This is a genomic window from Phyllobacterium brassicacearum, from assembly GCF_003010955.1.
GTDB lineage: Bacteria > Pseudomonadota > Alphaproteobacteria > Rhizobiales > Rhizobiaceae > Phyllobacterium > Phyllobacterium brassicacearum.
Genome location: NZ_PGGO01000020.1, coordinates 1 through 26,533 on the forward strand (window position 1 = coordinate 1; position 26,533 = coordinate 26,533).

22 protein-coding genes and 1 riboswitch are annotated in these 26,533 nt (G+C 56.5%); of the genes, 9 read left to right on the forward strand and 13 right to left on the reverse strand.

Going from position 1 to position 26,533, the window contains the following annotated elements; genetic code table 11:
* The first annotated feature begins 222 nt into the window (after nucleotides 1–222).
* Nucleotides 223–340, forward strand: a riboswitch (TPP riboswitch).
* 65 nt (nucleotides 341–405) lie between these two features.
* The 4 genes from thiB (at nucleotide 406) to CU102_RS21670 (ending at nucleotide 5,398) form a co-directional block, all read left to right on the forward strand.
* Nucleotides 406–1,401, forward strand: coding sequence for a thiamine ABC transporter substrate binding subunit (gene thiB / locus CU102_RS21655; RefSeq protein ID WP_166648520.1), 996 nt, complete (start codon nucleotides 406–408; stop codon nucleotides 1,399–1,401).
* A 4-nt stretch (nucleotides 1,402–1,405) separates the two neighbouring features.
* The gene (thiP, locus tag CU102_RS21660; protein WP_208113865.1) at nucleotides 1,406–3,025 is read left to right on the forward strand and encodes a thiamine/thiamine pyrophosphate ABC transporter permease; all 1,620 of its coding nucleotides are present in this window, start codon (nucleotides 1,406–1,408) and stop codon (nucleotides 3,023–3,025) included.
* Nucleotides 3,022–3,768, forward strand: coding sequence for a thiamine ABC transporter ATP-binding protein (locus tag CU102_RS21665; RefSeq protein ID WP_106713185.1), 747 nt, complete (start codon nucleotides 3,022–3,024; stop codon nucleotides 3,766–3,768). The genes thiP and CU102_RS21665 overlap by 4 nt, the downstream gene beginning before the upstream one ends.
* Before the next feature lie 202 nt (nucleotides 3,769–3,970).
* Nucleotides 3,971–5,398 (forward strand): M48 family metalloprotease, encoded by a 1,428-nt coding sequence (locus tag CU102_RS21670; protein ID WP_106713262.1) that lies wholly within the window; start codon nucleotides 3,971–3,973, stop codon nucleotides 5,396–5,398.
* Nucleotides 5,399–5,447: 49 nt separating this feature from the next.
* Here CU102_RS21670 and CU102_RS21675 read toward each other — a convergent pair whose 3' ends face one another.
* The 6 genes from CU102_RS21675 to CU102_RS21705 all read right to left on the reverse strand — a co-directional run bounded on the left by CU102_RS21675 (nucleotide 5,448) and on the right by CU102_RS21705 (nucleotide 13,192).
* Nucleotides 5,448–6,050, reverse strand: coding sequence for a CarD family transcriptional regulator (locus CU102_RS21675; RefSeq protein ID WP_106713186.1), 603 nt, complete (start codon nucleotides 6,048–6,050; stop codon nucleotides 5,448–5,450).
* A gap of 357 nt (nucleotides 6,051–6,407) precedes the next feature.
* On the reverse strand, nucleotides 6,408–6,746 hold the full coding sequence (gene fdxA, locus CU102_RS21680; RefSeq protein WP_106661958.1) for a ferredoxin FdxA: 339 nt from the start codon (nucleotides 6,744–6,746) through the stop codon (nucleotides 6,408–6,410).
* Between the two features lie 323 nt (nucleotides 6,747–7,069).
* Entirely contained in the window at nucleotides 7,070–7,474 is a 405-nt protein-coding gene (locus CU102_RS21690; RefSeq protein ID WP_106713188.1) for an RNA-binding S4 domain-containing protein, read from the reverse strand.
* An 18-nt stretch (nucleotides 7,475–7,492) separates the two neighbouring features.
* Complete coding sequence (locus tag CU102_RS21695) at nucleotides 7,493–10,501, reverse strand: helicase-related protein (RefSeq protein WP_106713189.1); 3,009 nt, start codon at nucleotides 10,499–10,501, stop codon at nucleotides 7,493–7,495.
* 651 nt (nucleotides 10,502–11,152) lie between these two features.
* Nucleotides 11,153–11,878 (reverse strand): acetoacetyl-CoA reductase, encoded by a 726-nt coding sequence (phbB, locus tag CU102_RS21700; protein ID WP_106713190.1) that lies wholly within the window; start codon nucleotides 11,876–11,878, stop codon nucleotides 11,153–11,155.
* 129 nt (nucleotides 11,879–12,007) lie between these two features.
* Nucleotides 12,008–13,192, reverse strand: a complete 1,185-nt coding sequence (locus CU102_RS21705) for an acetyl-CoA C-acetyltransferase (RefSeq protein WP_106713191.1) — start codon at nucleotides 13,190–13,192, stop codon at nucleotides 12,008–12,010.
* Between the two features lie 256 nt (nucleotides 13,193–13,448).
* Between CU102_RS21705 and phaR the strand changes: the two genes are divergently transcribed.
* Together phaR and CU102_RS21715 are read left to right on the forward strand one after the other, a co-directional pair.
* Nucleotides 13,449–14,054 (forward strand): polyhydroxyalkanoate synthesis repressor PhaR, encoded by a 606-nt coding sequence (gene phaR / locus CU102_RS21710; protein ID WP_106713192.1) that lies wholly within the window; start codon nucleotides 13,449–13,451, stop codon nucleotides 14,052–14,054.
* An 84-nt stretch (nucleotides 14,055–14,138) separates the two neighbouring features.
* The gene (locus tag CU102_RS21715; RefSeq protein WP_106713263.1) at nucleotides 14,139–14,570 is read left to right on the forward strand and encodes a GlcG/HbpS family heme-binding protein; all 432 of its coding nucleotides are present in this window, start codon (nucleotides 14,139–14,141) and stop codon (nucleotides 14,568–14,570) included.
* A 110-nt stretch (nucleotides 14,571–14,680) separates the two neighbouring features.
* On the opposite strand, the gene CU102_RS21720 is transcribed toward CU102_RS21715, so the two are convergent.
* From CU102_RS21720 to mtgA, 3 genes are all read right to left on the reverse strand, one after another.
* On the reverse strand, nucleotides 14,681–15,085 hold the full coding sequence (locus CU102_RS21720) for a hypothetical protein (protein ID WP_106713264.1): 405 nt from the start codon (nucleotides 15,083–15,085) through the stop codon (nucleotides 14,681–14,683).
* An 83-nt stretch (nucleotides 15,086–15,168) separates the two neighbouring features.
* Nucleotides 15,169–15,351 (reverse strand): 50S ribosomal protein L32, encoded by a 183-nt coding sequence (gene rpmF / locus CU102_RS21725; RefSeq protein ID WP_008121851.1) that lies wholly within the window; start codon nucleotides 15,349–15,351, stop codon nucleotides 15,169–15,171.
* 178 nt (nucleotides 15,352–15,529) lie between these two features.
* Complete coding sequence (mtgA, locus tag CU102_RS21730) at nucleotides 15,530–16,255, reverse strand: monofunctional biosynthetic peptidoglycan transglycosylase (protein WP_425351589.1); 726 nt, start codon at nucleotides 16,253–16,255, stop codon at nucleotides 15,530–15,532.
* Nucleotides 16,256–16,438: 183 nt separating this feature from the next.
* Between mtgA and CU102_RS21735 the strand changes: the two genes are divergently transcribed.
* A complete protein-coding gene (locus CU102_RS21735; protein WP_106713266.1) occupies nucleotides 16,439–17,356 on the forward strand; it encodes a polyprenyl synthetase family protein in 918 nt (305 codons plus the stop codon).
* 3 nt (nucleotides 17,357–17,359) lie between these two features.
* On the opposite strand, the gene ispG is transcribed toward CU102_RS21735, so the two are convergent.
* A complete protein-coding gene (gene ispG / locus CU102_RS21740; protein WP_166648515.1) occupies nucleotides 17,360–18,616 on the reverse strand; it encodes a flavodoxin-dependent (E)-4-hydroxy-3-methylbut-2-enyl-diphosphate synthase in 1,257 nt (418 codons plus the stop codon).
* Nucleotides 18,617–18,812: 196 nt separating this feature from the next.
* Between ispG and CU102_RS21745 the strand changes: the two genes are divergently transcribed.
* Together CU102_RS21745 and CU102_RS21750 are read left to right on the forward strand one after the other, a co-directional pair.
* Complete coding sequence (locus tag CU102_RS21745; RefSeq protein ID WP_106713194.1) at nucleotides 18,813–19,592, forward strand: 3-hydroxybutyrate dehydrogenase; 780 nt, start codon at nucleotides 18,813–18,815, stop codon at nucleotides 19,590–19,592.
* Entirely contained in the window at nucleotides 19,592–20,710 is a 1,119-nt protein-coding gene (locus tag CU102_RS21750) for a patatin-like phospholipase family protein (RefSeq protein ID WP_106713195.1), read from the forward strand. Before CU102_RS21745 ends, CU102_RS21750 begins: the two co-directional genes overlap by 1 nt.
* Before the next feature lie 2 nt (nucleotides 20,711–20,712).
* Here CU102_RS21750 and CU102_RS21755 read toward each other — a convergent pair whose 3' ends face one another.
* The 3 genes from CU102_RS21755 to pyc form a co-directional block, all read right to left on the reverse strand.
* A complete protein-coding gene (locus tag CU102_RS21755) occupies nucleotides 20,713–21,873 on the reverse strand; it encodes an MFS transporter (protein ID WP_106713196.1) in 1,161 nt (386 codons plus the stop codon).
* 61 nt (nucleotides 21,874–21,934) lie between these two features.
* Nucleotides 21,935–22,717 (reverse strand): DeoR/GlpR family DNA-binding transcription regulator, encoded by a 783-nt coding sequence (locus tag CU102_RS21760; protein WP_245425468.1) that lies wholly within the window; start codon nucleotides 22,715–22,717, stop codon nucleotides 21,935–21,937.
* Between the two features lie 154 nt (nucleotides 22,718–22,871).
* Nucleotides 22,872–26,330 (reverse strand): pyruvate carboxylase, encoded by a 3,459-nt coding sequence (pyc, locus tag CU102_RS21765; RefSeq protein WP_106713267.1) that lies wholly within the window; start codon nucleotides 26,328–26,330, stop codon nucleotides 22,872–22,874.
* Between the last annotated feature and the right edge of the window lie 203 nt (nucleotides 26,331–26,533).

A 26,533-nucleotide genomic window follows, 5' to 3' on the forward strand; every position in this document is an offset into this window, starting at 1 on the left:
GGTACTCCCCGATGCCGAGGCCTCCCAAGCGGAACGGACGGGATGAAAAGTCGCCGGACGGGCGGTCTTCGGATCGCACCATTACTACCCCAAAGACGCGCTTCGATGACCGCCCGTCTTCCCAACCGTTCAATGGCCAGACTCAGATGAGGGCGTGGCAAGGGGAAGGAGCATGTCGAGGGTAAGCGCTTGCACAGCCTGGGCTTTTTCTCTAGTGTTTGCAATGCTCTAACGGGGTGCCTGTTCGCAAGAACAAGCTGAGAGGCATTGGGAGAAATCCTGCCAACCCGCGGAACCTGATCCGGTTTGTACCGGCGGAGGGATTAGACGCGGCAGGAAGCCGGCGCATCAATCCTTTTGAATTCTCAACTCTAGGAGGCGCCGATGCGGCCGCTCAACACATTTATGAATTCTGCAATCCTGATGAGCGCTCTGGCGCTCGTTTCAGCAGTCCCGGCAAAAGCCGACGGGAAGCTCACTGTCTACACCTATGAAAGCTTCACAGCGGAGTGGGGGCCAGGGCCGAAGGTAAAGCAGGCATTCGAAAAACAATGCAGCTGCACTGTTGATTTCGTCTCCGTCACCGATGGCGTTGCCCTGCTCAACCGCCTCAAGCTTGAGGGAGCATCCAGCAAAGCGGATGTCGTTCTCGGTCTCGATACAAACCTGACTTACGAGGCAAGTGAAACCGGGTTGTTTGCACCGCATGGCATCGATACCAGCGGCATCGTCATTCCCGGTGGCTACAAGGACAATACATTTGTTCCCTATGACTATGGCTATTTCGCCGTGATCTATGATTCCGAATCGGTGAAGAATCCGCCGGCAAGCTTGAAAGGACTGGTGGAAGGCGATCCAAAGCAAAAAATCGTCATCGAGGATCCACGCACCTCGACGCCCGGACTCGGCCTACTGCTGTGGGTGAAATCGGTCTATGGCGACAAGGCCGGTGAGGCATGGAGCAAGCTGAAAGATCGCGTACTGACTGTAACGCCGGGCTGGTCAGAGGCCTATGGCCTCTTCACCAACGGCGAAGCGCCAATGGTTCTTTCCTATACCACGTCGCCTGCCTATCATCTCGTTGCGGAGAAAACGGACCGCTACAAGGCAGCAGCCTTTGACGAGGGCCATTACTTGCAGGTCGAGGTTGCCGCGCAAACCGCAAACGGCGCCAAGAACCCGCTCTCGGCGCAATTTCTGACCTTCATGACCGGGCCGGCGTTCCAGGACGCGATCCCGGAAAATAACTGGATGTTTCCGGCTGCCAAGACGAGCGCTCCGCTCAATCCGGCTTTCGACACACTCGTCAAGCCTGCAAAGACTTTGATCTTCTCCCCGGAAGAAGTGTCGAAAAACCGCAAGGCATGGATCGACGAATGGCTGTCAGCGATGAGCCTGTAACACCGTGGCAGCTGTCCGCTCATTGAAACCTTTGGCGGGGGCACTGGCCCTCGCCTTTCTGGTTGTGCTCGCGGGTGGCGCATTGCTTAGCCTTGCCACTGAAGCGCTGCGTGGAAGTACGGAAGGTTTCGCCGCTTTCGATAGTTACCTGTGGCAGATTGCACGTTTCACGCTGTTGCAAGCGCTCCTTTCTATGGTGCTGTCCGTAACCCTGGCGATCCCGCTGGCCCATGCGCTACACGCGCACCCGGCCTTCCCCGGGCGCGCAATGATCCTGCGTCTCTTTGCGTTGCCGCTCGCCCTGCCGGCCCTCGTTGCCGTCCTCGGCATTACCACCATTTATGGCCGGAACGGTCTGCTCGCTGCCGTTCTCAAGGCAGCAGGCTTTGACGTTACGCCCAACATCTATGGCCTCACTGGCATCCTCATCGCCCATGTATTTTTCAATCTGCCGCTGGCGACGAGGCTCATGCTGTCAAGCCTCGATTCCATTCCGGAAGATTACTGGAAGCTGTCGTCACAACTGGGGATGGGCGGCTGGGCGCGCTTCCGGCTGATCGAATGGCCGGTGATCCTGCGCAATCTCTCTGGCATCGCCGGCTTGATCTTCATGCTGTGCATAACGTCCTTCACAATTGTGCTGACGCTCGGTGGTGGACCGCGCGCGACGACACTCGAAGTTGCGATCTATCAGTCGCTGCACTTCGATTTCGATATTGCACGAGCGGTATCACTCACACTGCTGCAACTCTGTCTGACCATTGCCGTCCTGCTTCTCCTCAGCCGGACAGGACGCCCTGCGGAGGAAGCCTTCAGCCTCAATACGGTAACGCAGCGCTTTGACCGGCCGTCCAGTGGCGCAAAGTTCGCCCATGGCATGTTGATCCTTGCCGCTCTGATATTCGTAGGCTTGCCGATTGCTGGAACTGTTGTGTCCGGTTTGGCAGCCGACCTCTCCCGGATTCTAACTGAGCCACTTGTCTGGCGGGCTATCTTGACCAGCCTGATCCTTGGTGCGGGTGCTGCCGCGTTTTCGCTGGTTGTTTCCCTCGGATTGGTGATGGCCCGGGAATATCTCGCCACTGCACGTCGTTATGCACCGCGCAGCGCGTTCGAGCGCGCGCTCGATCTCGGTGCCAGCCTGATCATGGTGGTTCCTCCAATCGTGATCGGCGCAGGCTGGTTCATCCTTTCACGCCATTTCGTCGACCCGTTCAGTCTTGCGCCAATCATGGTCGTGAGTGTCAATGCGGCTATGGCCATACCTTTTGCCTTCCGTATTCTACGCCCGTCGTGGGATACGGCAGCGAGCCGCCACAACCGGCTTTGCTCGCAGCTCGGCATTGCCGGATGGAACAGGTTTCGGCTTATTGATTGGCCGGTGATCAAGCGACCGCTGGGTGCTGCCTTTGCCTTTGCCATGGCGTTGTCTTTGGGCGATCTCGGAACCATTGCCCTCTTTGGCAACAATTCGATCCAGACCCTGCCATACCTGCTGTTACAGCGCATGGCGAGTTATCGCACCGAAGATGCCGCGGGGCTGGCTCTGATCCTTGGTTTACTGTGCCTGGGGCTGATGATAGTCGCGGACAGAGGTGCAAGCAGTCTGGAGAAAATCCGATGATCGCATCTGCTCGCCCTCACAAAGGCGCTTCGATCCGGCTTGATGCAGTCGATTTTGATTTTGGCGATATGGCAATGCATTTCGATCTCGTTGTCGAACCATCGACGATCGCCGCGATCATTGGCCCCAGCGGTTCGGGCAAATCCACGCTGCTCAATCTCATCGCGGGATTTGAGATAGCGAAGACCGGCAGAGTCCTGATCGACGACACCGATATGACCGATGCCGCACCGGCCCTGCGACCCGTCTCAATGGTATTTCAGGACAACAATCTCTTCGCGCATCTCGATGTGGCTTCCAATGTCGGTCTTGGCCGCAGTCCCAATCTCAAACTGAGCGAAGCGGACCACGCTGCAATAAGCGAGGCCATCCGGAAGGTTGGTCTTGCAGGCAAGGAGAAGCGCAAGCCGGAAGCCCTGTCCGGCGGCGAGCGCCAGCGCGTGGCCATCGCCAGGGCTCTCGTGCGCAACCGGCCCGTGCTTTTACTGGACGAGGCCTTTGCCTCGCTCGGCCCGGCCCTGCGGCACGAAATGCTGGATCTCGTCGGCGAATTGCAAACGGAAACCGGCATGACAGTGATGATGGTCACACATCATCCGGACGATGCCCTGCGCCTGCCTTCAATGCTGTTCTTTCTCGAAAATGGAAAAATCGCGGCTTCAGGACCCGCCAAAGAAATGCTCTCCGATAAGGGGCCTGCGCTGTTGCGGAAATACCTCGGTGCAAAAGACTCTGCGCTTTGACATATTTTCGACGACTTGCCACATTCAAGAAAACAATGAAATTCTTGCTCAAGACTGTTGGTCGGGCTAGCAAGAACAGAGACATACGACTCTGCTGGCACGCGACAACAACGAGGACATGATTCTGGGTTCGCAAAATTCCCCCACAAGCAACGGATGGTTTCATCCAGCCGCTCGCGCGAGGAATCTTGCGTCGGCGACCTTGTTGCTTGCGTTTTTGTCAGGTTGCCAAGTGCTCAACCTCACCAAGGAAGATGCGCTCGGTCCGTCGTCAAATCCGGTGACGGTGGATAATGTCAGCAAGAATGACCGGCTGGCCAAACTCAGCGCCGAGCAGCACCCGCGTATTCTCGCGACCTATGGCGGCGAGTACAAGGACGCAAAACTTGAGCGAATGGTCGCGAAGGTGGTCGGCAATCTGACCACTGTCTCTGACAATCCAACACATACATACCGCATCACAATCCTCAACTCGCCTAATATCAATGCTTTTGCCCTGCCGGGCGGCTATCTGTATGTGACGCGCGGACTTCTCGCCCTTGCCAATGACAGTGCCGAACTTTCGGCCGTCATTGCCCACGAGATGGGGCATGTGATTGCCAATCATGGTATCGAGCGCCAGCAACGTGAGCAGGAGGCCCAGATTGCCGGACGTGTCGTCTCAGAAGTGCTGCAGGATGACAGCGCGGGGCGTGAGGCACTGATCCGCGGCAAGCTGCGCATGGCTCAGTTCTCGCGTAATCAGGAGCTGCAAGCTGATGCTATCGGCATCAAGATGATCGGCGAAGCGGGTTATGACCCCTTTGCTGCCGCCCGTTTCCTGCAATCCATGGCATCCTATGCCGATTTCCGCAGCGTTTCGGGTGCGACCGATGCCAGCCTCGACTTCCTGGCCAGCCACCCTTCAGCGCCGCAACGCATCGAACTCGCGCGGGGTCATGCCCGCCGCGTAGGAGCGCCCGGCGTTGGCACGACCGATCGCGATTCCTTCCTGCAGGGCATTGATGGGATCCTGTATGGCGATACCCCCGAGGAAGGCTATGTGCGCGGTCGCAGCTTTGTTCACCCGCTGCTCGGCGTTAGCTTCACCGTTCCTGAAGGCTTTGTCATCGACAACAGTGCTGATGCCGTGATGGCGACCGGCCCCGGCGAAGTCGCTATCCGCTTTGACGGGACACAGGTTTCCGGCAACCCATCCATGACTGACTACATGCGCAGCGGCTGGGTAACGGGTCTGGACAATGCAAGCGTCACGGCGACGACCTTTAACGGGATGCCGGCTGCGGCAGCGAAAGCCAGAGCCGACCGCTGGGAATTCGACATCTTCGTCGTCAACGCCGGCAGCAGAATCTATCGCTTTCTGACGGCAGCCCCAACAGGCAGTACGGCTTTGACGCCTGCCTCGCAAACTGTCATCCAGAGCTTCCGTCTGCTGACACCACAAGAAAAGGCCAGCATCAAACCGCTGCGCATCCGGGTCGTAACCGTGAAACCCGGCGACACACTGACCAGCCTGTCGAACCAGATCATGGGAACCGATCGGAAGCTTGATCTCTTCCGCCTGATCAACGCCTTACCGCCTGGCGGAACTGTTTCGGTTGGCGACAGGGTCAAGGTCATCAGCGAATAAAAAAGCCCGGCATTTGCCGGGCTCTTTTTGGATAGATGATGCTGCTGGCTTATGCAGCCTCTTCCCGCTCGTCTTCAATGATAACATCAGCGTCGGCTTCAACATCCGCATCAGCCTTGGCACCACGCTTGGGTCCTTTTGCAAGGTTTACTTCGATCAGACGCACCGCTTCGGTTTCCGACATCTTGTTGACGGCAGAAATCTCACGAGCCATGCGGTCAAGTGCTGCTTCATAAAGCTGGCGTTCCGAATAGGACTGTTCCGGCTGATTATCAGCGCGGAAAAGGTCGCGAACGACTTCTGAAATCGAGATAAGATCACCTGAGTTGATCTTCGCGTCATATTCCTGCGCGCGGCGCGACCACATGGTGCGCTTTATGCGAGCGCGGCCCTGGACAACCTTCAATGCACGGTCGACATAGTCCGTCTCGGAAAGTTTACGCATTCCAATAGCGGTTGCTTTGGCTACTGGAACCTTCAAGCGCATTTTATCCTTCTGAAAATCAATCACGAACAGTTCCAGCTTGTGGCCTGCAACTTCCTGTTCTTCAATATTGACGATTTGCCCTACGCCGTGTGCCGGATATACGATAAACTCGCCCGTCTTAAATCCAATACGCTGGGCGGTTTTTTTCTGCTGAACTGCTGTCATGCGCTTAATTACTCCTTGCTGCGCCCGGCAAAACGCACCGGCTAAACCAATCACTGGAAACCGGGTCCCGGTTTGTCGGCCGCCAATATATTCACGCAAAAGCAATCCGGACGAAGCAGTGGGATGGAAAAACAAACACCCATACCCTGAACTGATAGGTCCGGAAAAAATCTAGCCGATTGGTGATTTATGCTTTAGCGCCACGAAATTGACGTCCAATGATCAACATATCGGGGGAGCCTACCATGAAAAGTGATTAGAATCAACTTTTTGCTGCACTTGCTCAAAAATAGTCATATTGCAAGACTTGCATATTGCGGCAAATCAGGCTTGGCAATGTTGAATTCCAAGAATAATTCAGTCGCCTTCGCCGGGCTCCGGTGAAAAGAACTTTTCAAACTTGCCTTCGACACCATCCATCTCCTTGGCATCGGCGGGCGCGTCACGCTTTGCGGATATATTCGGCCATTTTTCGGCATATTCCGCATTGAGTTGCAGCCAGCTGTCGAGCCCTGGCTCGGTGTCCGGCTTGATGGCTTCAGCCGGACATTCAGGCTCGCAAACCCCACAGTCGATGCATTCATCCGGGTGGATGACAAGCATGTTTTCACCTTCGTAAAAACAATCGACGGGACAGACCTCCACGCAATCCATGTATTTACAGCGGATGCAATTGTCGGTCACAACATAAGTCATTTGCTGGCTCCTGAAGACACCACTATCAGCGTCTCAGCGGTTCAGGTAACGATTTGACGCCGGGCTGACAAGGGGGGAAAAATAGGCTGCGGCACCAGAACGCGGCCCGCATCGATGTCCAAGTGCCGAACTTTGCGGCTCATCACCCGAACATAGGCCATTACCCCAGTACTCACGGCGCCATTCATCGCATCGCGATGCTTAAGCAACAAGCAATCGCCATCCATTGCTAGCACATTTCGTAGAATATTATTTTATACAGCCGGTCAGCATTGAAGATTATTTCGACAGAACAGCCGAGCTCCGGAAGCCGAAGGGCAGGGCTATTGATCCGAACTATCATCGTCGCCCAGCATAAGCCTGTCGACCTGTCGCCGTTCACGTTTGGTCGGCCGGCCACTGCCAGCGTCTCGCATAGGCAATCCGTCGAAACGGCTTATACCATCTTTCGCCGGCAAAGGCGGTGACATGTCCTCATAAAGCGTTCGCGCTTCGTCGGCTGGGCCACGGCGGCTTCCGCAGGAAAGGACCCTGTAAACCAGAATGCGCCGGTCCAGCGTAATCGTCAGCACGTCACCTGGCCTTACGACTTGTGACGGCTGATCAATCTTGTCCTTGTTGATACGGACACTGCCAGCTGAAACGAGCTTCGCCGCCAGGGAACGGGATTTGACCACTCGCGCGAAGAACAGCCATTTGTCGATGCGCTGCTTTTCTTCTCCTGTCATCCCGGCGGTTCCGTTATCTTATTTCTTCAGTTGCTCCTTAAGCGCCAGCAGTTTGGCGAAGGGTGAGTCCATGTCAATCTTGACTGGGCGTTCTTCCCGCTCCGGACGCTTCGGCTGATTTTGCGGTTTGCCTGCCGGCCTCCCACCCTCCTGCTTGAAGCGTTCATTGCCAGCGGGTTTGCCCTTGCCACGGAAGTTCGCCTTGCGCTCGCCACGGTCGTTTTGCTGTTCTGCATTTCGCTCGGACCGTTGCTCGCCGCCCTGATTGTTGCGCGGCTGGCCCCTTTGGTGTTCGCGCTTCTCATGATTGCCGCGATTATTACGGCCCTCGAAGCGCGCCTGACGCCAAAGCAGGACCGGCTTCGGTGCGTCTTCCATGACGACGGGCGCAACGATTGCAGGTTCCGTGGCGGGCTCAGCAGCCTCGGCTTTCGCTTCGACAGGCGTCTCAGCAGTGTCAGCGACAGTCTCCACTTCACCTTCCGCGGGGACAGTCTCGCTGCGTTCCGGCTGAACTTGAGGTGCAGAAGCTGCATCGAGCTCAACGAGCTTTGCAGCGACGATTGCCGTATCAACTGCTTCCGGACGATAGCCGAGGCTCTTGAGAATCTCCTCCATGTCATCAGCGGTCGCGCCGAGAATTGACATCATCGACGGCGTGACAACGAAGCGCGTGCCATCATACGCACCATCCGGACGCGTGCCTGTGCCCGGCTTCCAGCCAAGCGCCGGCCGGATGAGATCGGCGAGGCGCTCAAGAATATCAATACGCACTGCGCGCCGCCCAAGAAGCCGGTAGCCTGCAAGCCGATAGAAGGCGGGGTCAAAGCTTGGATCGGTCACGACCGAGGTACGGCCGGCCGACAGGACCTGCACCACATCGCCGTAACCGGGGCGATCCTTCGCATCTTCCTTGAGTGCCCACAACAGCGTGAGAAGCCCGGCCGGAGCGGGCTTCAACAGCGCCGGCAGGAATACATGATAGGCACCGAACCGGACACCGAGACGGCGCAGGGCAGCGCGGGAGTCCTGATCGAGACCGCGGACTTCTTCCGCCACGTCACGTCTCTGCAGGACACCAAAATTTTCGACGAGCTGAAACGCCAGCCCTTTGGTGATGCCTACAAGCGCATCGGCATTGGCAAGATCGACGAGCGGTTTCAAAACAGTTTCGATGTGATGAGCCAGGAACCGCTCGACCCGCGCCGCAACCTTGTCGCGTGCCGGCCCGGTCAACTGCTCGTCCGCCAATAGAACAGCACGTGGCTTCAGCGCTTGCTCGCCGGAGACGACTGAGGCCACCGGAGCGCCGATCCAGCGCAGGGTCCCATCGGAACCCAGAGCGAAGTCGCCATTTGCCGACGCGTCAAAGCGCGTGGCACGGCTTTCAAACTCCATGCCCAAGGCTTTTTGCGCGGCAGCCCTGATGGCTTTCGCATCCGTCCCATCAACTTGGGCATCCGTTGTGAAACGGAACCCATCCAAACGTCCAACATGATGCCCTTCGACAACAACGTCCCCGGCAGGGCTAATTTCGGCTTCTAGCATTGTATTCTCTCTCAGGCGCCTCATAAGCACGCTTGTCCTGCGGTCTACGAAGCGTTTCGTCAACCGTTCATGCAGTGCATCTGATAATCTGTCCTCTATTTCACGCGTCTTTTCTTGCCAATGTGCCTGATCTGCCAGCCAACCAGGCCGATGAGACACAAAAGTCCAGGTTCTGATCTGGGCGATGCGCCGCGACAGCGCATCAATATCGCCGTCGGTGGAATCAGCCCGGCGTACCTCTTCGGCCATATAGTTCTCGTTCACATGTCCCGATTCAGCCAGATCTGTATAGATCGAAGCTATGATATCCGCATGCTGTGCCGGCGCAATCTTTCGATAATCAGGCAGCGCGCAGGTATCCCACAGCAAAGCCACGCGTTCCGGTGTATTGGCAAGCGGCGCCACATCAGGATCACGAGACAGAAACTCCAGGGCCTGCTGATCAACCGCAGGTAACGCCCGAGTCAATCCTTCTACGGGTGCGGGCGTGTCGATGGACCGCTTCAGCGCGTCTATGCTCGAATAGTCGAACCGTGCGGTCCGCCATTGCAATATTTTGACCGAATCGAATGCATGCGACTCGACGCGGCCAATCAGCTCATCGGAGAAACCCGATACCTGACCCGTGACGCCGAAAGTGCCATCCCGCAGATGCCGGCCAGCACGACCAGCGACCTGACCAATCTCAGCCGGGGACAGATCACGAAACTGGTAGCCATCAAACTTCCGGTCCTGCGCAAAGGCGACGTGGTCAACATCAAGATTAAGGCCCATCCCGATAGCATCGGTAGCCACAAGATAGTCCACATCGCCCGATTGGTAGAGGTCGACTTGTGCATTACGCGTCCGCGGGCTCAGCGCTCCCATGACCACAGCCGCACCGCCGTTTTGCCGCCGGATAAGCTCGGCAATCGCATAAACCTCTTCGGCGGCAAAGGCGACAACGGCTGTGCGCGGGGGAAGCCGGGTGATCTTCTTCGACCCTGCATAGGCCAGGTTGGACAGACGTGGCCGCGTTATCACTGAAATTCCGCGAAGCAGCTTTTCGAGAATTCCCCGCATGGTTGCGGCGCCGAGCAACAATGTCTCCTGGCGGCCACGAAGATGCAGGATCCGGTCGGTGAAGATGTGACCGCGCTCAAGATCATTGGCAAGTTGCACTTCATCGATGGCAACAAAATCCATATCGGTCTGGCGCGGCATGGCTTCCACCGTACAGACCGCATAACGGGCGCCGGGCGGATTAATCTTTTCCTCGCCTGTGATCAGGGCGACATTCGCAGTCCCTACCCGCTCCGCCACGCGGTTATAAACCTCGCGAGCCAGGAGCCGCAGCGGCAAACCGATCATCCCGGTCTGGTGGGCCAGCATGCGTTCGATGGCAAGGTGGGTTTTGCCCGTATTGGTCGGGCCCAAGACGGCTGTAACATCGCGGCCCGTCAGGACGAGGGGAAGTTCGGGGGTGGGCATAAGGTTCATAAATTACATTCCAATACCGGCACGACGACGTGAACAATTGAGCAAGACGAGCCGGCATGCATTCCGCGTAGCATTTCTAGCGTCCGACAGAAAGTATGCGGGGCTCTCCAGATAAACAATCATTTACCGATTCACGGAGTGTACCATTAGGAAATAGAACGCGAGCAGAACGAATCAGCTACGAATCGGCTTTAGGATGAGATTCCTGATTTGTTCACTGCCATATGTAGTTTTTCTGGACAAGGTGTACACTAGATGCTGAATCGTCGATCGACGTATCCCGCCCAACGTGGCGCCTCGCGTTAACCTTTGACGTTGGCCCGATAAATTCCAGAAATTGAATGATTCCTTATGATTAGTTAACAAATACCGTTTCCCAACCGTTAATTTCACGACGGTTCGATCAAAGCCGGAATAGGTCGGCACGTCTTGATGCGCAATGAACTTTCACGCTTTGTTCCTGGAGAATTCTGTTTCAGACGGTGCTCGCAGTTCTGAAAGCTCCAAAAGAGCTCCTCCTAGGATAAGATTCAGCACGGGTCACTGACCCCTTGCCCAAGGCTCCAAGGATTGGGTCCACAAGAGAAACAAAACGCCGCGCATCGTTCGACGCACGACGTTTCACGTTAGGATCAGGTCTGTCGAGCTCAATCAGCTGAAGTACTGTCCGCCATTCGCCGATAGCGTCGACCCCGTGATGAAACCCGCATCGTCGGAGGCGAGAAATACAACACAACGTGCGACCTCCTCCGGTTCGCCGAGGCGTCCGACGGGTATCTGCGGTATGATCCGCTCGTTGAGCACTTTCTGGTCAATCGCCCGAACCATTTCGGTGCCAATATAACCAGGGCAGATGGCGTTGACGGTGATTCCGGCGCGGGCGCCTTCTTGTGCCAAGGCTTTGGTGAAACCGATATCACCAGCCTTCGCCGCGGAATAATTGGCCTGTCCGGCCTGGCCCTTCTGTCCGTTGATCGAGGAAATGTTAATCACTCGACCAAATTTGCGGTCGCGCATGCCGCTCCATACCGGATGGGTCATGTTGAACAGACCCGTCAGGTTGGTGTTGATCACTTCGCCCCACTGACCGGGGGTCATCTTGTGGAACATCGCATCACGGGTAATGCCGGCATTGTTGACCAGCACGGCCACAGGACCAATATCTGCTTCGATCCTGGCAATACCCGCAGCGCATTCCTCGTAATTCGACACATCCCACTTATAGGTCGGGATGCCCGTTTCCGTGGTGAATTTCTTGGCCGCATCGTCATTGCCGGCGTAGTTCGCCGCGACATTGTAACCAGCCGCTTTCAAAGCCACGCTGATGGCAGCGCCGATCCCGCGTGTTCCTCCCGTTACGATTGCCGTCTTTGTCATTGTTGCCCTCCCTCAAACGGATTTCTCTCAAACGAAGTGTGGTGGTAAAAGAACAAAACATGCGGTTGCAATTGCCCGAACCGCTTGGAAAGACCGGCGCAATCGTGACTGCGCCGGTTTAAACGACAATTAATCCTTGATGCGCTCAACACAAAGCGCCACACCCATGCCGCCGCCGATGCAAAGCGTTGCAAGGCCCTTGGTCCCGTTACGGCGCTTCAATTCGAAGAGCAGCGTGTTGAGAACGCGAGCGCCCGACGCGCCAATGGGGTGACCGATGGCAATGGCGCCGCCATTGACGTTGACGATGTCCGGATTGAAGCCGAGATCCTTGTTGACGGCGCAAGCCTGCGCGGCGAAGGCTTCGTTGGCCTCGACAAGATCGAGGTCTTCCGCCTTCCAGCCGGCCTTTTCGAGTGCCTTGCGTGATGCAGGGATCGGTCCGGTTCCCATGATCGAAGGATCAACACCCGCCGTTGCCCAGGACGCGATACGGGCCAAAGGCTTGATCCCGCGCCGGTTGGCTTCTTCCTCACTCATCAGCACCACTGCCGCAGCTCCGTCGTTCAGCCCGGAGGCATTGCCCGCCGTCACCGTGCCGTCCTTGTCGAAGGCGGGCTTGAGCTTTGTCAAAGCATCGATCGTCGCTCCGTGACGGATATACTCGTCGTCAGCGACCACAATGTCGCCCTTGCGTGTCTTGACCGTAAATGGAACGATCTCATCCTTGAACTTGCCGGCTTTTTGCGCCGCCTCGGCCTTATTCTGCGAAGCGAGAGCGAAATTATCCTGCTCCTCGCGGGTCAACTGCCATTTGCGTGCAATGTTTTCGGCCGTGATACCCATGTGGTAGCCGTGGAACGCATCCGTCAGGCCGTCCTTGATCATCGTGTCGATCAATTTGAAATCACCCATTTTCACGCCGTTGCGCAGGTGCGCGCAATGCGGCGCCAGCGACATGGATTCCTGGCCGCCGGCCACGATGATGTTCGCATCGCCCATTGCGATCTGCTGCATGCCAAGCGCCACTGCGCGCAAGCCGGAACCGCAGACCTGATTGAGGCCCCACGCTGTGGCCTCCTGGGGGATGCCGGCAGCCATGGCGGCCTGGCGCGCCGGATTCTGTCCCTCACCAGCGCCAAGCACTTGCCCAAGGATCACTTCGTCGACATCTGCAGCATCGACTCCAGCCCGTTCCAGCACTTCCTTGATCACGGCTGCACCCAGTTCATGTGCAGGGACATTGGCGAAAGCGCCATTGAACGATCCAACAGCAGTGCGGGCAGCACTTGCGATGACGATTGATTGGGTCATAGACGTCTCCTCATTTTGTCATGCTGAATTCGTGCAGCACATTCTTGAACAGAATTCCCTTCCCGAAACAGTTTGACAAGGGCCATTTAAGTCTAAGTCGAAATTATCCGGTTTCGCGCCGCAGCATGGGCAGCACGCACTGCATTGGATGCGCTGCACAAATCGCTTTGAATTGCGCCGCTTTGCCCCTATCCTCCGAACTCTATCCGTAAGCCGGCACGCAAATTCGATAATGGGTACGAGTTGGGAGTGAGCAATGGCAAGTAAGACTGGCGACATCGTCATCAAGAAGTATGCCAACCGACGTCTCTACAACACCGGGACAAGCACCTACGTCACGCTTGAAGATTTGGCGGATATGGTGAAGCGGAATGAAGACTTCACAGTCCAGGATGCAAAGACCGGCGAGGATATCACGCATTCCGTCCTTACCCAGATCATTTTTGAACTGGAGAACAAGGATGGCCAGAACATGCTTCCAATCCCGTTCCTGCGCCAGCTGATCGCCTATTATGGCGACCAGATGCAGGTCGTGCTTCCGACTTTTCTTGAACAATCCATGTCTGCGTTTGCAAAAGAGCAGGAGCGGATGCGCGAACAGCTGACCGCAGCTTTTGGCAAAACGCCAATGGACATGATGAATGTCAGCGCCCCACTCAAGCTGGTCGAGGAACAGGTTCGCCGCAACACGGAAATGCTGCAGAATGCCATGCGCATGTTCACGCCGTTTCCAATCGGCAAGACGGGCGCCGAGCCTGACGAGACCGCTGCACCTGAAAAGCCGACCAGAGATACTGGCCTGGACGAGTTGAAAGAACAGATCGCTGCCATGCAGCGAAAGCTCGACTCTCTCGACAAATAACGATCAACCTCACCAGTGACACGATCCTGGGCGCGCCGCCTTGGCCCGCCGCCGTGTCTAAAGAACAGCACAGAAGAGAAAATCATGGCCAATCTCACTCTTTCCAAAGCCAATACAATCATCAAGGCCGCCCTCGCCAAGGGGACGGAACTCGGTTTGCGTCCCCTGTCGGTCGCTGTGCTCGACGCGGGTGGTCACCTCAAGGCATTCCAAAAACAGGATGGCGCATCGATGCTGCGATTTGAGATTGCCTTTGGCAAAGCCTATGGGGCGCTGTCCGTGGGCACCGGTTCGCGCACGGTCGAGAAATTCGCCAAGGAGCGGCCGCATTTCGTGGAGGGCTTGGTTGCTGCTTCAGGCGGGCGTGTCATTGCCGTTGCTGGTGGTGTTCTCGTCAAGAATACCAAAGGAGAAATCCTGGGCGCTGTTGGCATCACGGGTGATACATCCGACAATGATGAGACGGCGGCCATTGCCGGTATCGAGGCCGCAGGTTTGGTTGGGGACGGCGGCTGATCTCAGCGCTTCGCCGAGAAATCGTGTTTTCGAGCTGCGAATACGCCTAAGCAGGATTTCCTGACGCAACGTTTGCGAACGATCTACGATTGATCCAACGAGAATTGATTTTACCGGAAGTTTACGTCGCGACCAGCAGAGCGGAGGGAAACGGTAAAGCCTGCCAAGATGTCAAGGAATGCCATCGCCATAAGAATGAAGAACAGCGAGTGCGAGGCGCTTGGCACAAGAAGAAATTCGACCAGGAATGCAACAAAGACAAATACTGATAGCAGATGGTCGACGACCGAAGCATTGCTCGTTCGCGTCGACTTCATGATCTCGAAAAACAACAAGGCCAAAGACAGGACGATCATCAGATCACCCAGGGTCAATTGCCAGGTGCCCCCTGACGGCATGTGCATCGAATAAAGCTCGGTCGCCCATGGTTCGGTACCGCCAACACCGGCCAAGCCGGCAATAACCAGATTGAAGACGATGAGCGGCACGATCATCAACGGAATATTGGAAATCACAGCGTCCTCCGGCAACCATATGCTCAAAGAAAAAGACCGGCACAAAGGCCGGTCTTTTTCTATCACGAATTCGAAAAAAGGGATCAGCCCTCTTTCGGTGTCAGAACCTGACGACCGCGATACATGCCTGTCTTCAGATCAACATGATGTGGACGGCGCAGTTCGCCCGAATTCTTGTCTTCAACGTATGTAGGTGCCTTCAGCGCGTCGGCGGAGCGGCGCATGCCGCGCTTCGACGGGGAAGTTTTTCGTTTAGGTACAGCCATTGTTCCAGCTCCAGTAATCAGTCAAAATCCGGCACTGGCCCGATTGAGCCTGTCACAATGGACAAAATTCCGGAAAGTTCGGCTGGGGCTATACACGGCTTGAGAGCTTTTGACCAGCAGGAGTCGCACATTTTTTGTCACAAAAGCTTTGAACAGGCGATCGTGAGCCCCGTTGCACCTAGTTGACGCATCCGATGTAGGCGCCAGCGCCGCGCGCACGGCGTTCGTTTACCCTGGCAAGTGTTTGCAGACCGCGTCCCGGCTTTGCGGGATTGCGGACGATCGGATTGGGCAGCGTTACGGCAAGATAGGCGGCCTGACGCGGTGACAATCTGGCAGCACTGACATTGAAATGGTGTTGAGCGGCCGCTTCGATGCCATAGATTCCTGGGCCCCATTCCGCAATGTTCAGATAGATCTCCATCAGGCGACGCTTGGGCAGTATAAGGTCTGTAATGACAGCGAGTGGCACCTCAAGACCTTTGCGGATGAAGGAGCGGCTCGTCCAGAGAAACAGGTTCTTGGCTGTCTGCATCGTGATTGTTGAAGCGCCGCGCGTCTGTTCGCCATCAATTGCATCGGACACAACAGAGTTCAGCGCGTCCCAGTCCACACCGGAATGAAAGCAAAATTTCGCATCCTCGGACATCATCACTGAGTTGACCAACGTCGGGGAAATTTGGTCTATGGACACCCAGCGGCGGTCATACCCGGAAAACGTCACAAGGTCTTTCACCATCAGCGTGGAGACAGGATGAATAAATGGCAGTCGGTACAGGCTGAGCAGAATGATAGGCAGCATAACTAGAATGATTCCGGCCAGAATCAAGGTGCGCGCGACCCGGCCAAGGGGTGAACGGCCGGGATCAACCAGAAAACCTTTGCCCCTCTTATTTTTGACCAGAACCCTCGTCACACATTCCGTCCGCGCTGAAAACTCCCGTTGGACATAGAGCAAAGAGGGACAGAAGGGAATTCTTTCTGTGATTTTATACCCTCTGCACACAGGCACTGCTGCAAAAATGACAATCACGGCGCGACACGGCCATTGACCGGACAGCCATTTTCCGGTCATTGCCAGAACATGATGACAGATCCGGGTTTTTCATTGTTCCAGATTGCACTGCAGCAACGCGCCGCCGCTGTGGAAACCTTGTTGTCCGGATTGCTGTCGGACCGGCCCCAAGGGGGTGAGATCAGCCGGCCGCCCCGATTGATGGCAGCCATGCGGCATGGCGTTCTGAACGGTGGCAAACGCCTGCGTCCATTTCTCGTTATGGAAAGTGCGGCTCTGTTTGGTGCCGATAATCCGGCAGCATTGCGGGTCGCGGCGGCGCTCGAATGCATTCACAGTTATTCGCTTGTCCACGATGATCTGCCCGCGATGGACAATGACGACATACGGCGCGGCCAGCCTACTGTGCACCGGAAATTCGACGAGGCCGCGGCCATTCTGGCGGGCGACAGCTTGCTGACCTATGCCTTCGAATTGGTCGCCAGCGAAGAAACCGAGCTGGACCCGCATGCCCGGGTGACGCTGGTTACGGCACTGGCCCGCGCCGCTGGTGTTGGCGGGATGACAGGCGGCCAGGCGCTTGATCTTGAAGCTGAAAAGGACCAGCCGGACGAAGAAGGCATTATCCGCTTGCAGGCGATGAAGACCGGCGCGTTGATCCGTTTCGCGTGCGAGGCTGGGTCAATAATCGGCAATGCCCACGTCAAGGATCGTGAACGGCTGGCAGAGTACGGATCGGCCATCGGCCTCGCCTTCCAGCTCGCCGATGACCTGCTCGACGTCACCGCGGATGCCAGCCATGTGGGCAAAGCGACAGGCAAGGATGCTGCTGCCGGCAAAGCGACGCTTGTCTCGATGCATGGTATTGAATGGACCAGACAACAGCTGGCCGGTTTGGTCGCACAGGCGGAAGATCTTCTGGAGCCATTTGGCGAAAAGGCCGTGCTCTTGAAGGATGCTGCGCGCTTTATTGCCGAGAGGCAGAGCTAGGCATTATTCCGCAGCGTGCGAGCCGGCACCTTGACCAAACCGGTTCTCGATATAGTCGGACACCATCTTCTGGAATTCCTGGGCTATTCCGGCACCCCGCAGCGTCGCGACCTTCTTGCCGTCGACGAAGACCGGCGCCGAGGGCGTTTCACCAGTTCCCGGCAGCGAAATGCCGATGTCGGCCATCTTTGATTCACCGGGGCCGTTGACGATGCACCCCATGACGGCAACGTTCAGTGTCTCGACGCCCGGATATTTCTCGCGCCATGTCGGCATGTTGTTGCGGATATCGTTCTGGATCGACTGCGCCAGTTCCTGAAAAACCGTCGATGTCGTACGTCCACAGCCTGGACATGCTGCGACGATCGGAATGAACTGGCGGAAACCCATGGTCTGAAGCAATTCCTGCGCGACCTGCACTTCCCGCGTGCGATCGCCGCCGGGTTCCGGCGTCAACGAAATGCGGATTGTATCGCCAATGCCCTGCTGCAGCAGGATACCAAGCGCAGCAGACGACGCCACAATGCCCTTTGAACCCATTCCCGCTTCTGTCAGACCGAGATGCAATGCGTGGTCGCAGCGCCGCGCAAGCTCGGCGTAGACGGCAATCAGGTCCTGAACCTGGCTGACCTTTGCCGACAGGATGATTTTCGAGCGCGGCAAACCGATTTCTTCGGCCAGCTGCGATGAAATCAAGGCCGACTGGACAATCGCTTCGCGTGTTACCTGCTCCGCGGTTAAAGGCGCGCCTTGGGCATGGTTCTGATCCATGAGCGTCGTTAAGAGCTCCTGATCGAGCGACCCCCAATTGACGCCGATACGCACAGGTTTGTCATAGCGGATAGCCATTTCGATGATCGCACCGAACTGCGCGTCCTTCTTATCCTTGAAGCCGACATTGCCCGGATTGATCCGATACTTGGCCAATGCCTCAGCGCATGCCGGGTGATCTGCCAGCAGCTTGTGACCGATATAATGAAAATCGCCGACGAGCGGAACGGAAAGGCCAAGGCGATCAAGGCGCTCACGAATTTTTGGAACGGCAGCAGCAGATTCATCTCTGTCGACGGTGATGCGCACGATCTGCGAACCGGCGCGGGACAGCGCTGCCACTTGCGCGACGGTCCCGTCCACATCAGCAGTGTCCGTATTTGTCATCGACTGGACGACGACCGGCGCGCCACCACCCACCATGATGCCACCCACATCGACACCTACCGAGGGCCGCCGGGCAAAAGGCTGCGAATAGTATTCGGACATCATAAAGCTCCAGATATGCTGTTCAGGTGGCGCAGCTATCGCCGTTTGTCAACTGCACCCAGCATCGCAGCATGCTATTCGCGCAACCCCGACATGACAAACTGTTCATGCTCCCAACCTAGCAATTTTGCTGCGATGCAATATATTCCGGACACTTTTTGAGATTAGGGTTGATCAGACCAAAGGAAATTATGTCATGGCCAAGAAAACAGCTGTCGTTACAGGTTCCAATTCCGGCATCGGGCTCGGTTCCGCGCATGCTCTTGCTGCAGCAGGATACAATGTTGTGATCAACTCGTTCACTGATCGGCCCGAAGATCATGCGCTCGCCAGGGAAATCGCCGAGAAGCACGGGGTGGAGGTCGCCTATATCAAGGCGGACATGTCCAATGGTGCCGAGTGCCGGGCTCTGATTGAAAAAGCAGTCGAAGCCTTTGGTAATGTCGACGTCTTGGTCAACAATGCAGGTATCCAGTTCGTTGCACCTGTCGATGAGTTCCCAACGGAAAAATGGGACGCCATCATCGCCATCAATCTGACATCGGCTTTCCATACGACGGCGGCAGCCCTTCCCTACATGAAAATGGCAGGCTGGGGACGTATCATCAATATAGCGTCGGCGCACGGTCTCAGAGCCTCGCCCTTCAAGTCAGCCTATGTCGCGGCCAAGCACGGCGTACTCGGCTTCACCAAGACGGTCGCGCTGGAAGTTGCGGAAAAACACATCACGAGCAACGCAATCTGCCCCGGCTACGTGCTCACCCCACTGGTCGAAGCCCAAATCCCGGATCAAATGAAAGCCCACAACATGGACCGCGAAACGGTTATCCGTGAGGTCATGCTGGATAAGCAGGCAACAAAGGAATTCGCTACGGTCGACCAGATCGGTGCGACGGTGGTGTTCCTTGCCAGTGATGCAGCTGCTCAAATCACCGGTACTTCCATCTCCGTCGATGGAGGTTGGACGGCCGCATAATGACTATCAAACCAAAGACCATCAACATCGCGCTGCAGGGCGGCGGGTCGCACGGCGCTTTCACCTGGGGCGTGCTTGATCGGATCCTGGAAGACGGACGCCTGACCATTGAAGGTGTATCCGGCACCAGCGCAGGAGCGATGAATGCGGTGGCACTTGCGGATGGGTGGTCACACAACGGTGCAGAGGGTGCGCGGGCAAAACTGCACGAATTCTGGCGCGCGGTCGGGCGCACCGGACAATTCAGCCCGGTTCAACGCACGCCTTGGGACAGGTTCTTCGGTAACTGGTCTGTCGAGCACGGCCTCGGGTACAATCTCTTCGAGCAGGTTTCCCGAGTGTTTTCCCCCTATGAATTCAACCCATTCAACCTCAACCCATTGCGGGATGTAGTTGAAAAGGAGATCGACTTCGAGCGGGTAAAATCCTGCTCGAAGCTCAAGCTCTTCATTTCCGCGACGAACGTTGAAACGGGGCGGTTGCGCGTTTTCTCACAATCGGAACTCAATGCCGACGTCGTCATGGCTTCGGCCTGCCTGCCCTACATTTTTCAGGCTGTCGAGATCGACGGCGAACCCTATTGGGATGGCGGCTACGGCGGTAATCCGGCCTTATTTCCCTTCTTCTATTCAAGTGAAAGCGAAGATGTCCTGCTGATACAGATCAACCCGATCGAAAGGCGCGGTACACCCAAGACTGCGCGTGAAATCAGCGACCGCATCGATGAAATCACCTTCAACGCCGCCCTCTTGCGCGAGTTGCGTTCCATCGCGTTCGTCAACTCGCTGATTGAAGCAGGCAGGCTCCAGCATGGCGAGTATCGCAACATCCGCATGCACCGCATTGATGCGGATGAAGCGCTCGCCGGCCTCTCGGCCTCATCCAAGATCAATGCAGAATGGGCGTTTCTCGAATATCTGCGTGATCTTGGCCGCGCGGCCGCCGAGGATTGGCTGGAGGAACATTTCGATGCCGTCGGAGAGCACGCCACGCTTGACCTTTCAGGCGAACTCACACCGGAAATGAATGTCGGACTTAAATCGAAGAAGCCGGGCAAGCGCGTCGCAGATTTCCTCTTGCAACGCAAGAAGCCCGCCGTCGCGACGCGGCGGGCCTGAAGTCATTTTCTATCGGCACTAGATGCAAGATTAGCCATCAGGAAGACGACAATCAAAAGTGCGGCAAGCACCATGTAGATCGGCCCAAAGCCGGTCTTACCACCGACGAAACCGATGGCAGACGGTGCTACCAATATCCCTGAGTACCCCATCAGCGTGACCATACTCAGCGCGACGCCCGAGGACGTTCCTTCCTGATTACCCGCTGCTGAAAAGGCAATAGGCACCATATTGGCGATGCCAAGGCCAGAAAATGCGAATGCCAGGATTGCGATCCACGATGTCGGCGCGACGCTTGCCACCAACATACCGGCAGCGCCGATTAGTGCGGAATAACGCAATGTCTTCACCGCGCCGATGCGATCCCGTACACCATCCCCGAGGAAGCGCATGATTGACATGGTGCCCGAGAACGCGGCAAAGGCGAAACCAGCTGTGGCGATGTCCGCACCGCGTTCCTGCCGCAAATAGAGCGCAGCCCAGTCCAGCACGGAACCTTCCGGAACCATTGAAAACAGCGCCATCAGACCGATAAGATAGATCAGCGGATTTGTCGGAAAGACCAGTTTCTGCTTCTCGTACACAACTGGCGTTTCTTCAGTTATCAGGAAGCGGAAAGCCACAAGACCAAGCGCGATCGCGATAAGCGTAGCGACGAAGCCGTGTGCCAGATGACCATGCGCCTCAATGAGAATACCGCCCAGACCACCGCCGGCAAAACCGCCAAGACTCCAAAATCCGTGCGACGACGACATAACCGCACGGGACAATTTCTTCTCAACCTCCACGGCATTTGCGTTCATGGCGACGTCCATTCCCCCGATCACTGCGCCAAAGACAAACAAGGCGGGCGCGGCAATGAACACGTTGGGAGCAAGAGCAACGAGCAACAGCGAGAAGGAACAAAATACCGCAAATCCGTTAACCACCGCGCGGGATCCGAACCGGCCAATGAGGTAGCCGCACCATGGCATGGACACCAGTGCACCCACCCCAAAGATCAGAATCATGAGTCCAAGGGTGAACTCGCTGATACCAAGCCGGGTCATGAATACCGGGATCTGCGGCGCCCAGCTTCCGACAAGGAAGCCGTTGAAGAAGAAGGCAGCAGCAACGGCCCATCGACCGTAAACAGCTTTCTTGAGATATACAGTGGCATCCATGGGTTCATCACCAATTAGACGTTGTAACCGAGAAAATATAATCTTGCCGGCTAAGTAAAGACTACTTGACTGGGTCGCCAGCAACGATCACTTCGACGCCTGTTTCGCTTATCCGCTCTAGAATCGACCGGTCGGCAGTCTTGTCGGTGACAAGAGTGGATATGATCGATATCGGACCGATGGCGAAGGGGCCCTGTTTAACAAGTTTTTCGCTGGTTGCCAGGAGAATGATCTCATTGCAGGCCTGCCCAAATGCCAGTTTCATGCGCGCGTCATCATAGTTTTCGGCGCGCAGCATCAAGGCTTCATCGACTGCACAGGCGCCAAGGACACAAAAGTCAACCCGCATTGATTGGACTTCGGTCAGTGTGGACTGTCCGATGGCGCTACGGGTTAGCCGATTCAGGCTTCCACCCAGAAGAATGACCTCGCAACAGGGATGGTCAAGGGCCGCCGCGGCGATGTCGGGAGAGCCCGTTATGATGCATGTCTGAAGGTCTGCAGGAAGAGCGCGGACAAATTCAAGAACCGTCGTGCTGGAGTCAAGGAGCATCGTTGCATTTGCGGGAATACGAGCGGCAGCGGCAGCGGCAATGGCCTTTTTTCCGGCGGTGTCGTCGCGCGCACGCTGCTGAAAACTTCGTGGACCAGATCGGCTCCTTGACGCGCCTCCATGGAAACGCTGGACAAGCCCCTGCTCGGCCAGTTCCCGCAGATCCCGGCGTATCGAATCTTCCGAGACGCCGAATTCGGATGCAACTGCATTTGCCAGCACGCGGCCTGACTCATTGATCCGTCTGAGGATCATGGCTTTGCGTTCGTCCGGCGATAAGTCTTTCAACACCGATAGTGCCCTCCCTTCGCGTTTTATAGCAAATCGTGCCCATATCGGCAATATCAAATACGCATTCATCCACAAATCGGCAAAACTGCGAATATTGAATGCAAAAAGCCCCCATCGGGGGCTTCGCATGTTGGAGAGTGCACGAGGCGTTAGGCTATTCGTAAACGACCAGCAGATCCTTGGCGTCGATCTGGTCACCGGCACGGACGAGCACTTCGGCGATTGTGCCATCCCGCTCTGCACGCAGCGCGGTCTCCATTTTCATCGCTTCAATAGAGAGTAGCACGTCACCCGCATTGAGCTTCTGTCCGGTTGAAATTCCAACGATAGAAACAATGCCTGGCATTGGCGCACCGACATGTTTGTCGTTACCGAGCTCCGCCTTGCGCCGGACACCAGATCCACTACCCGCGCGTGCCCGGTCGGGGACCTTCACACGGCGCGGCTGACCGTTCATTTCAAAGAACACCGTCCGCATCCCTTTCTCATCGGCCTCACCCACCGCCTGGTTGCGCACGACCAGCGTTTTACCGCGCTCGATATCGAGGAAGACCTCCTCCTCCTGTTCGAGACCATAAAAATACACATGCGTCGGCAAGACACTCGTCGGGCCGTAGGTATTGTGCGTGAGGGCGAAGTCGGTGAAGACCTTCGGGTACATGAGATAGGATGCGAATTCCTGGTCGCTGATCTTCCGCTCCAGCTTGCCCTCGATCTCGTTGCGTTCTGCATCGAGATCGGCCGGCTTCAGCAAAGCGCCGGGACGTTCGGTAAACGGTTTCTCGTCCTTCAGAACTTTTTTCTGGATATCCTTGGGCCAGCCCTTCGGCGGCTGTCCGAGATCGCCGCGCATCATCGACACAACCGAGTCCGGGAAGGCTATGTCCTTGTCCGGATTTTTCACGTCCGCAACCGAAAGATCCTGACTCACCATCATCAACGCCATATCGCCAACGACTTTCGAAGATGGTGTCACCTTGACGATATCGCCAAACATCTGATTGACGTCCGCATAGGCCTGCGCGACCTCATGCCAGCGGGTTTCGAGGCCGAGCGAGCGAGCTTGTTCCTTGAGGTTCGTGAATTGCCCACCGGGCATTTCATGCAGATAGACTTCGGACGCTGGCCCCTTCAGATCGCTTTCAAATGCCGCATATTGCGTGCGTACCGCTTCCCAATAGAACGAGATGCGACGGATCCATTCCGGATCGAGACCTGGATCGCGCTCCGTTCCCTTCAGAGCCTCGACAATCGATCCGAGGCATGGCTGGGACGTATTCCCGGAAAGCGCATCCATCGCGGCGTCGACAACATCGACACCTGCCTCTACCGCCGCAAGCACGGTCGCTGCCGAAATGCCCGACGTATCATGCGTATGGAAATGCAACGGCAGATCGGTCGCTTCGCGCAACGCCTTGAACAGTACCTTGGCTGCGCCTGGCTTCAAAAGACCGGCCATATCCTTGACAGCAATGATGTGCGCGCCGGCCTTTTCCACCTGCCGGGCGAGATCGACATAGTATTTCAGATCATATTTCGGCCGGGCCGAGTTCAATATATCGCCGGTATAGCAGATTGCGGCTTCGCAAAGCTTGTTCTCTTCCACCACCGCGTCCATCGTCACGCGCATGTTCTCGACCCAGTTGAGACTGTCGAAAACGCGGAAGACATCGATGCCACCCCGCGCCGCTTGGCTGACGAAATACTTCACCACATTGTCGGGATAGCTCTTGTAGCCCACACCATTGGCGCCCCGGAGCAGCATCTGCAGCAATACGTTCGGCGCCTGTTCACGGATCTCGGCAAGACGCTCCCACGGATCTTCCGTCAGGAATCGCATGGCTACGTCGAAAGTCGCACCGCCCCAACATTCAAGCGAGAACAATTGCGGCAAGGCGCGGGCATAGGTGCCGGCAACGCGGGCAATGTCGTATGTGCGCATTCGGGTCGCCAGCAGTGACTGATGACCGTCGCGCATCGTAGTGTCGGTGAAAAGCACGCGCTTCTCGTTACGCATCCACTCGGCAAATTTCTTTGGACCGAGTTGATCAAGAAGCTGCTTGGTACCGTCCGGAATCGGCGTTTCGATGAACGGCACGCGCGGCAGGGCGGCCTCCTTGGGCGGGGTGGCGCGGCCCTTGGTTTCCGGATGGCCGTTGACCGTCACATCGGCAAGATAAGTGAGGAGTTTCGTAGCACGATCCTGGCGCTTCACCTGCGCGAACAATTCCGGCGTCGTGTCGATGAATTTGGTCGTATAGGAATTATCCGTAAACTTCGGATGCGTGATGATCGCTTCGAGGAAGGTCAGGTTTGTGGCTACGCCGCGGATACGAAACTCGCGCAGGGCGCGATGCATCCTGTGGATCGTCTCTTCGGCTGTCGGTGACCAGGCCGTGATCTTCTCCAGCAGTGGATCGTAGAAACGCGTAATCACGGCACCCGAATACGCCGTACCGCCATCCAGCCGGATACCGAAACCGGTTGCGCCGCGATAGGCAGTGATACGCCCGTAATCCGGGATGAAATTCTGTTCGGGGTCCTCGGTCGTGATACGGCATTGCAACGCATGGCCATTCAGCTTGATGTCCTTCTGGGCAGGTACACCCGATGCAGGGGTTCCGATCGCTGCGCCCTCAAGGATGCGGATCTGTGCCTTGACGATGTCGATACCTGTCACTTCTTCCGTAACCGTGTGTTCGACCTGGATGCGTGGATTGACCTCGATGAAATAGAATTCCCCCGTATCGGCATCCATCAGGAATTCGATCGTGCCGGCGCCGATATAGTCGGTAGCCTTGGCGATCTTCAAGCCGTAGTCGGAGATTTCCTTGCGCTGCGCCTCGTTCAGATACGGAGCCGGAGCACGCTCCACTACTTTCTGGTTGCGCCGCTGGATCGAACAATCGCGCTCGAACAGGTGCACCGCATTGCCATGTGTATCACCGAGGATCTGGACTTCCACATGGCGCGCCCGTTGCACCAGCCTTTCAAGATAAACCTCGTCCTTGCCGAAAGCAGCCTTGGCTTCTCGCTTGCCCTCGGTCACTTCGCGGGCAATATCGTCTGGCGAGAAAATAGCGCGCATGCCGCGGCCACCGCCGCCCCACGACGCCTTCAGCATGACGGGGTAGCCAATCTGCTCCGCCAATATCTTGACGGCCTCCATATCATCAGGAAGCGGTTCAGTGGCTGGAACAACAGGAACACCGATTTCGATTGCCAGATTGCGCGCGGCAACTTTGTTACCGAGCCTGCGCATGGTCTCTGGCTTCGGACCAATGAAGATTATACCAGCCTCACTGCAAGCCTCGGCAAACTCCGGACTTTCCGAAAGAAGGCCATAGCCGGGATGGATAGCATCGGCGCCGGACAGCTTGGCAACGCGAATGATTTCCTCAATCGAAAGATAGCTTTCGATCGGGCCCATATCCTTGGCGAGATGCGGTCCGCGTCCTACCTGATAGGACTCGTCAGCCTTGAACCGATGCAACGCCAGTTTGTCCTCTTCCGCCCATATCGCCACGGTTTTCATGCCGAGCTCATTGGCAGCCCGAAACACACGGATGGCGATTTCCGATCGGTTGGCGACGAGGATTTTCTTGATAGGCAAGGCGAAAACTCCGGACAGAAAAGAAACCAAAATTCGCGGTCCGCAATTATCTGGCTACAGATTGCTGCAGTGCAAACAATGCATATTGAGCATAAGAGAGCGAAATGTCCAACTGCAAAATGCCCGGTAAAGCACCGGGCACTTCACAGATGGAGAATCGCAGAAAAGCGTCATTTGCAGGTAGTCATGGCCTGAATATCAAA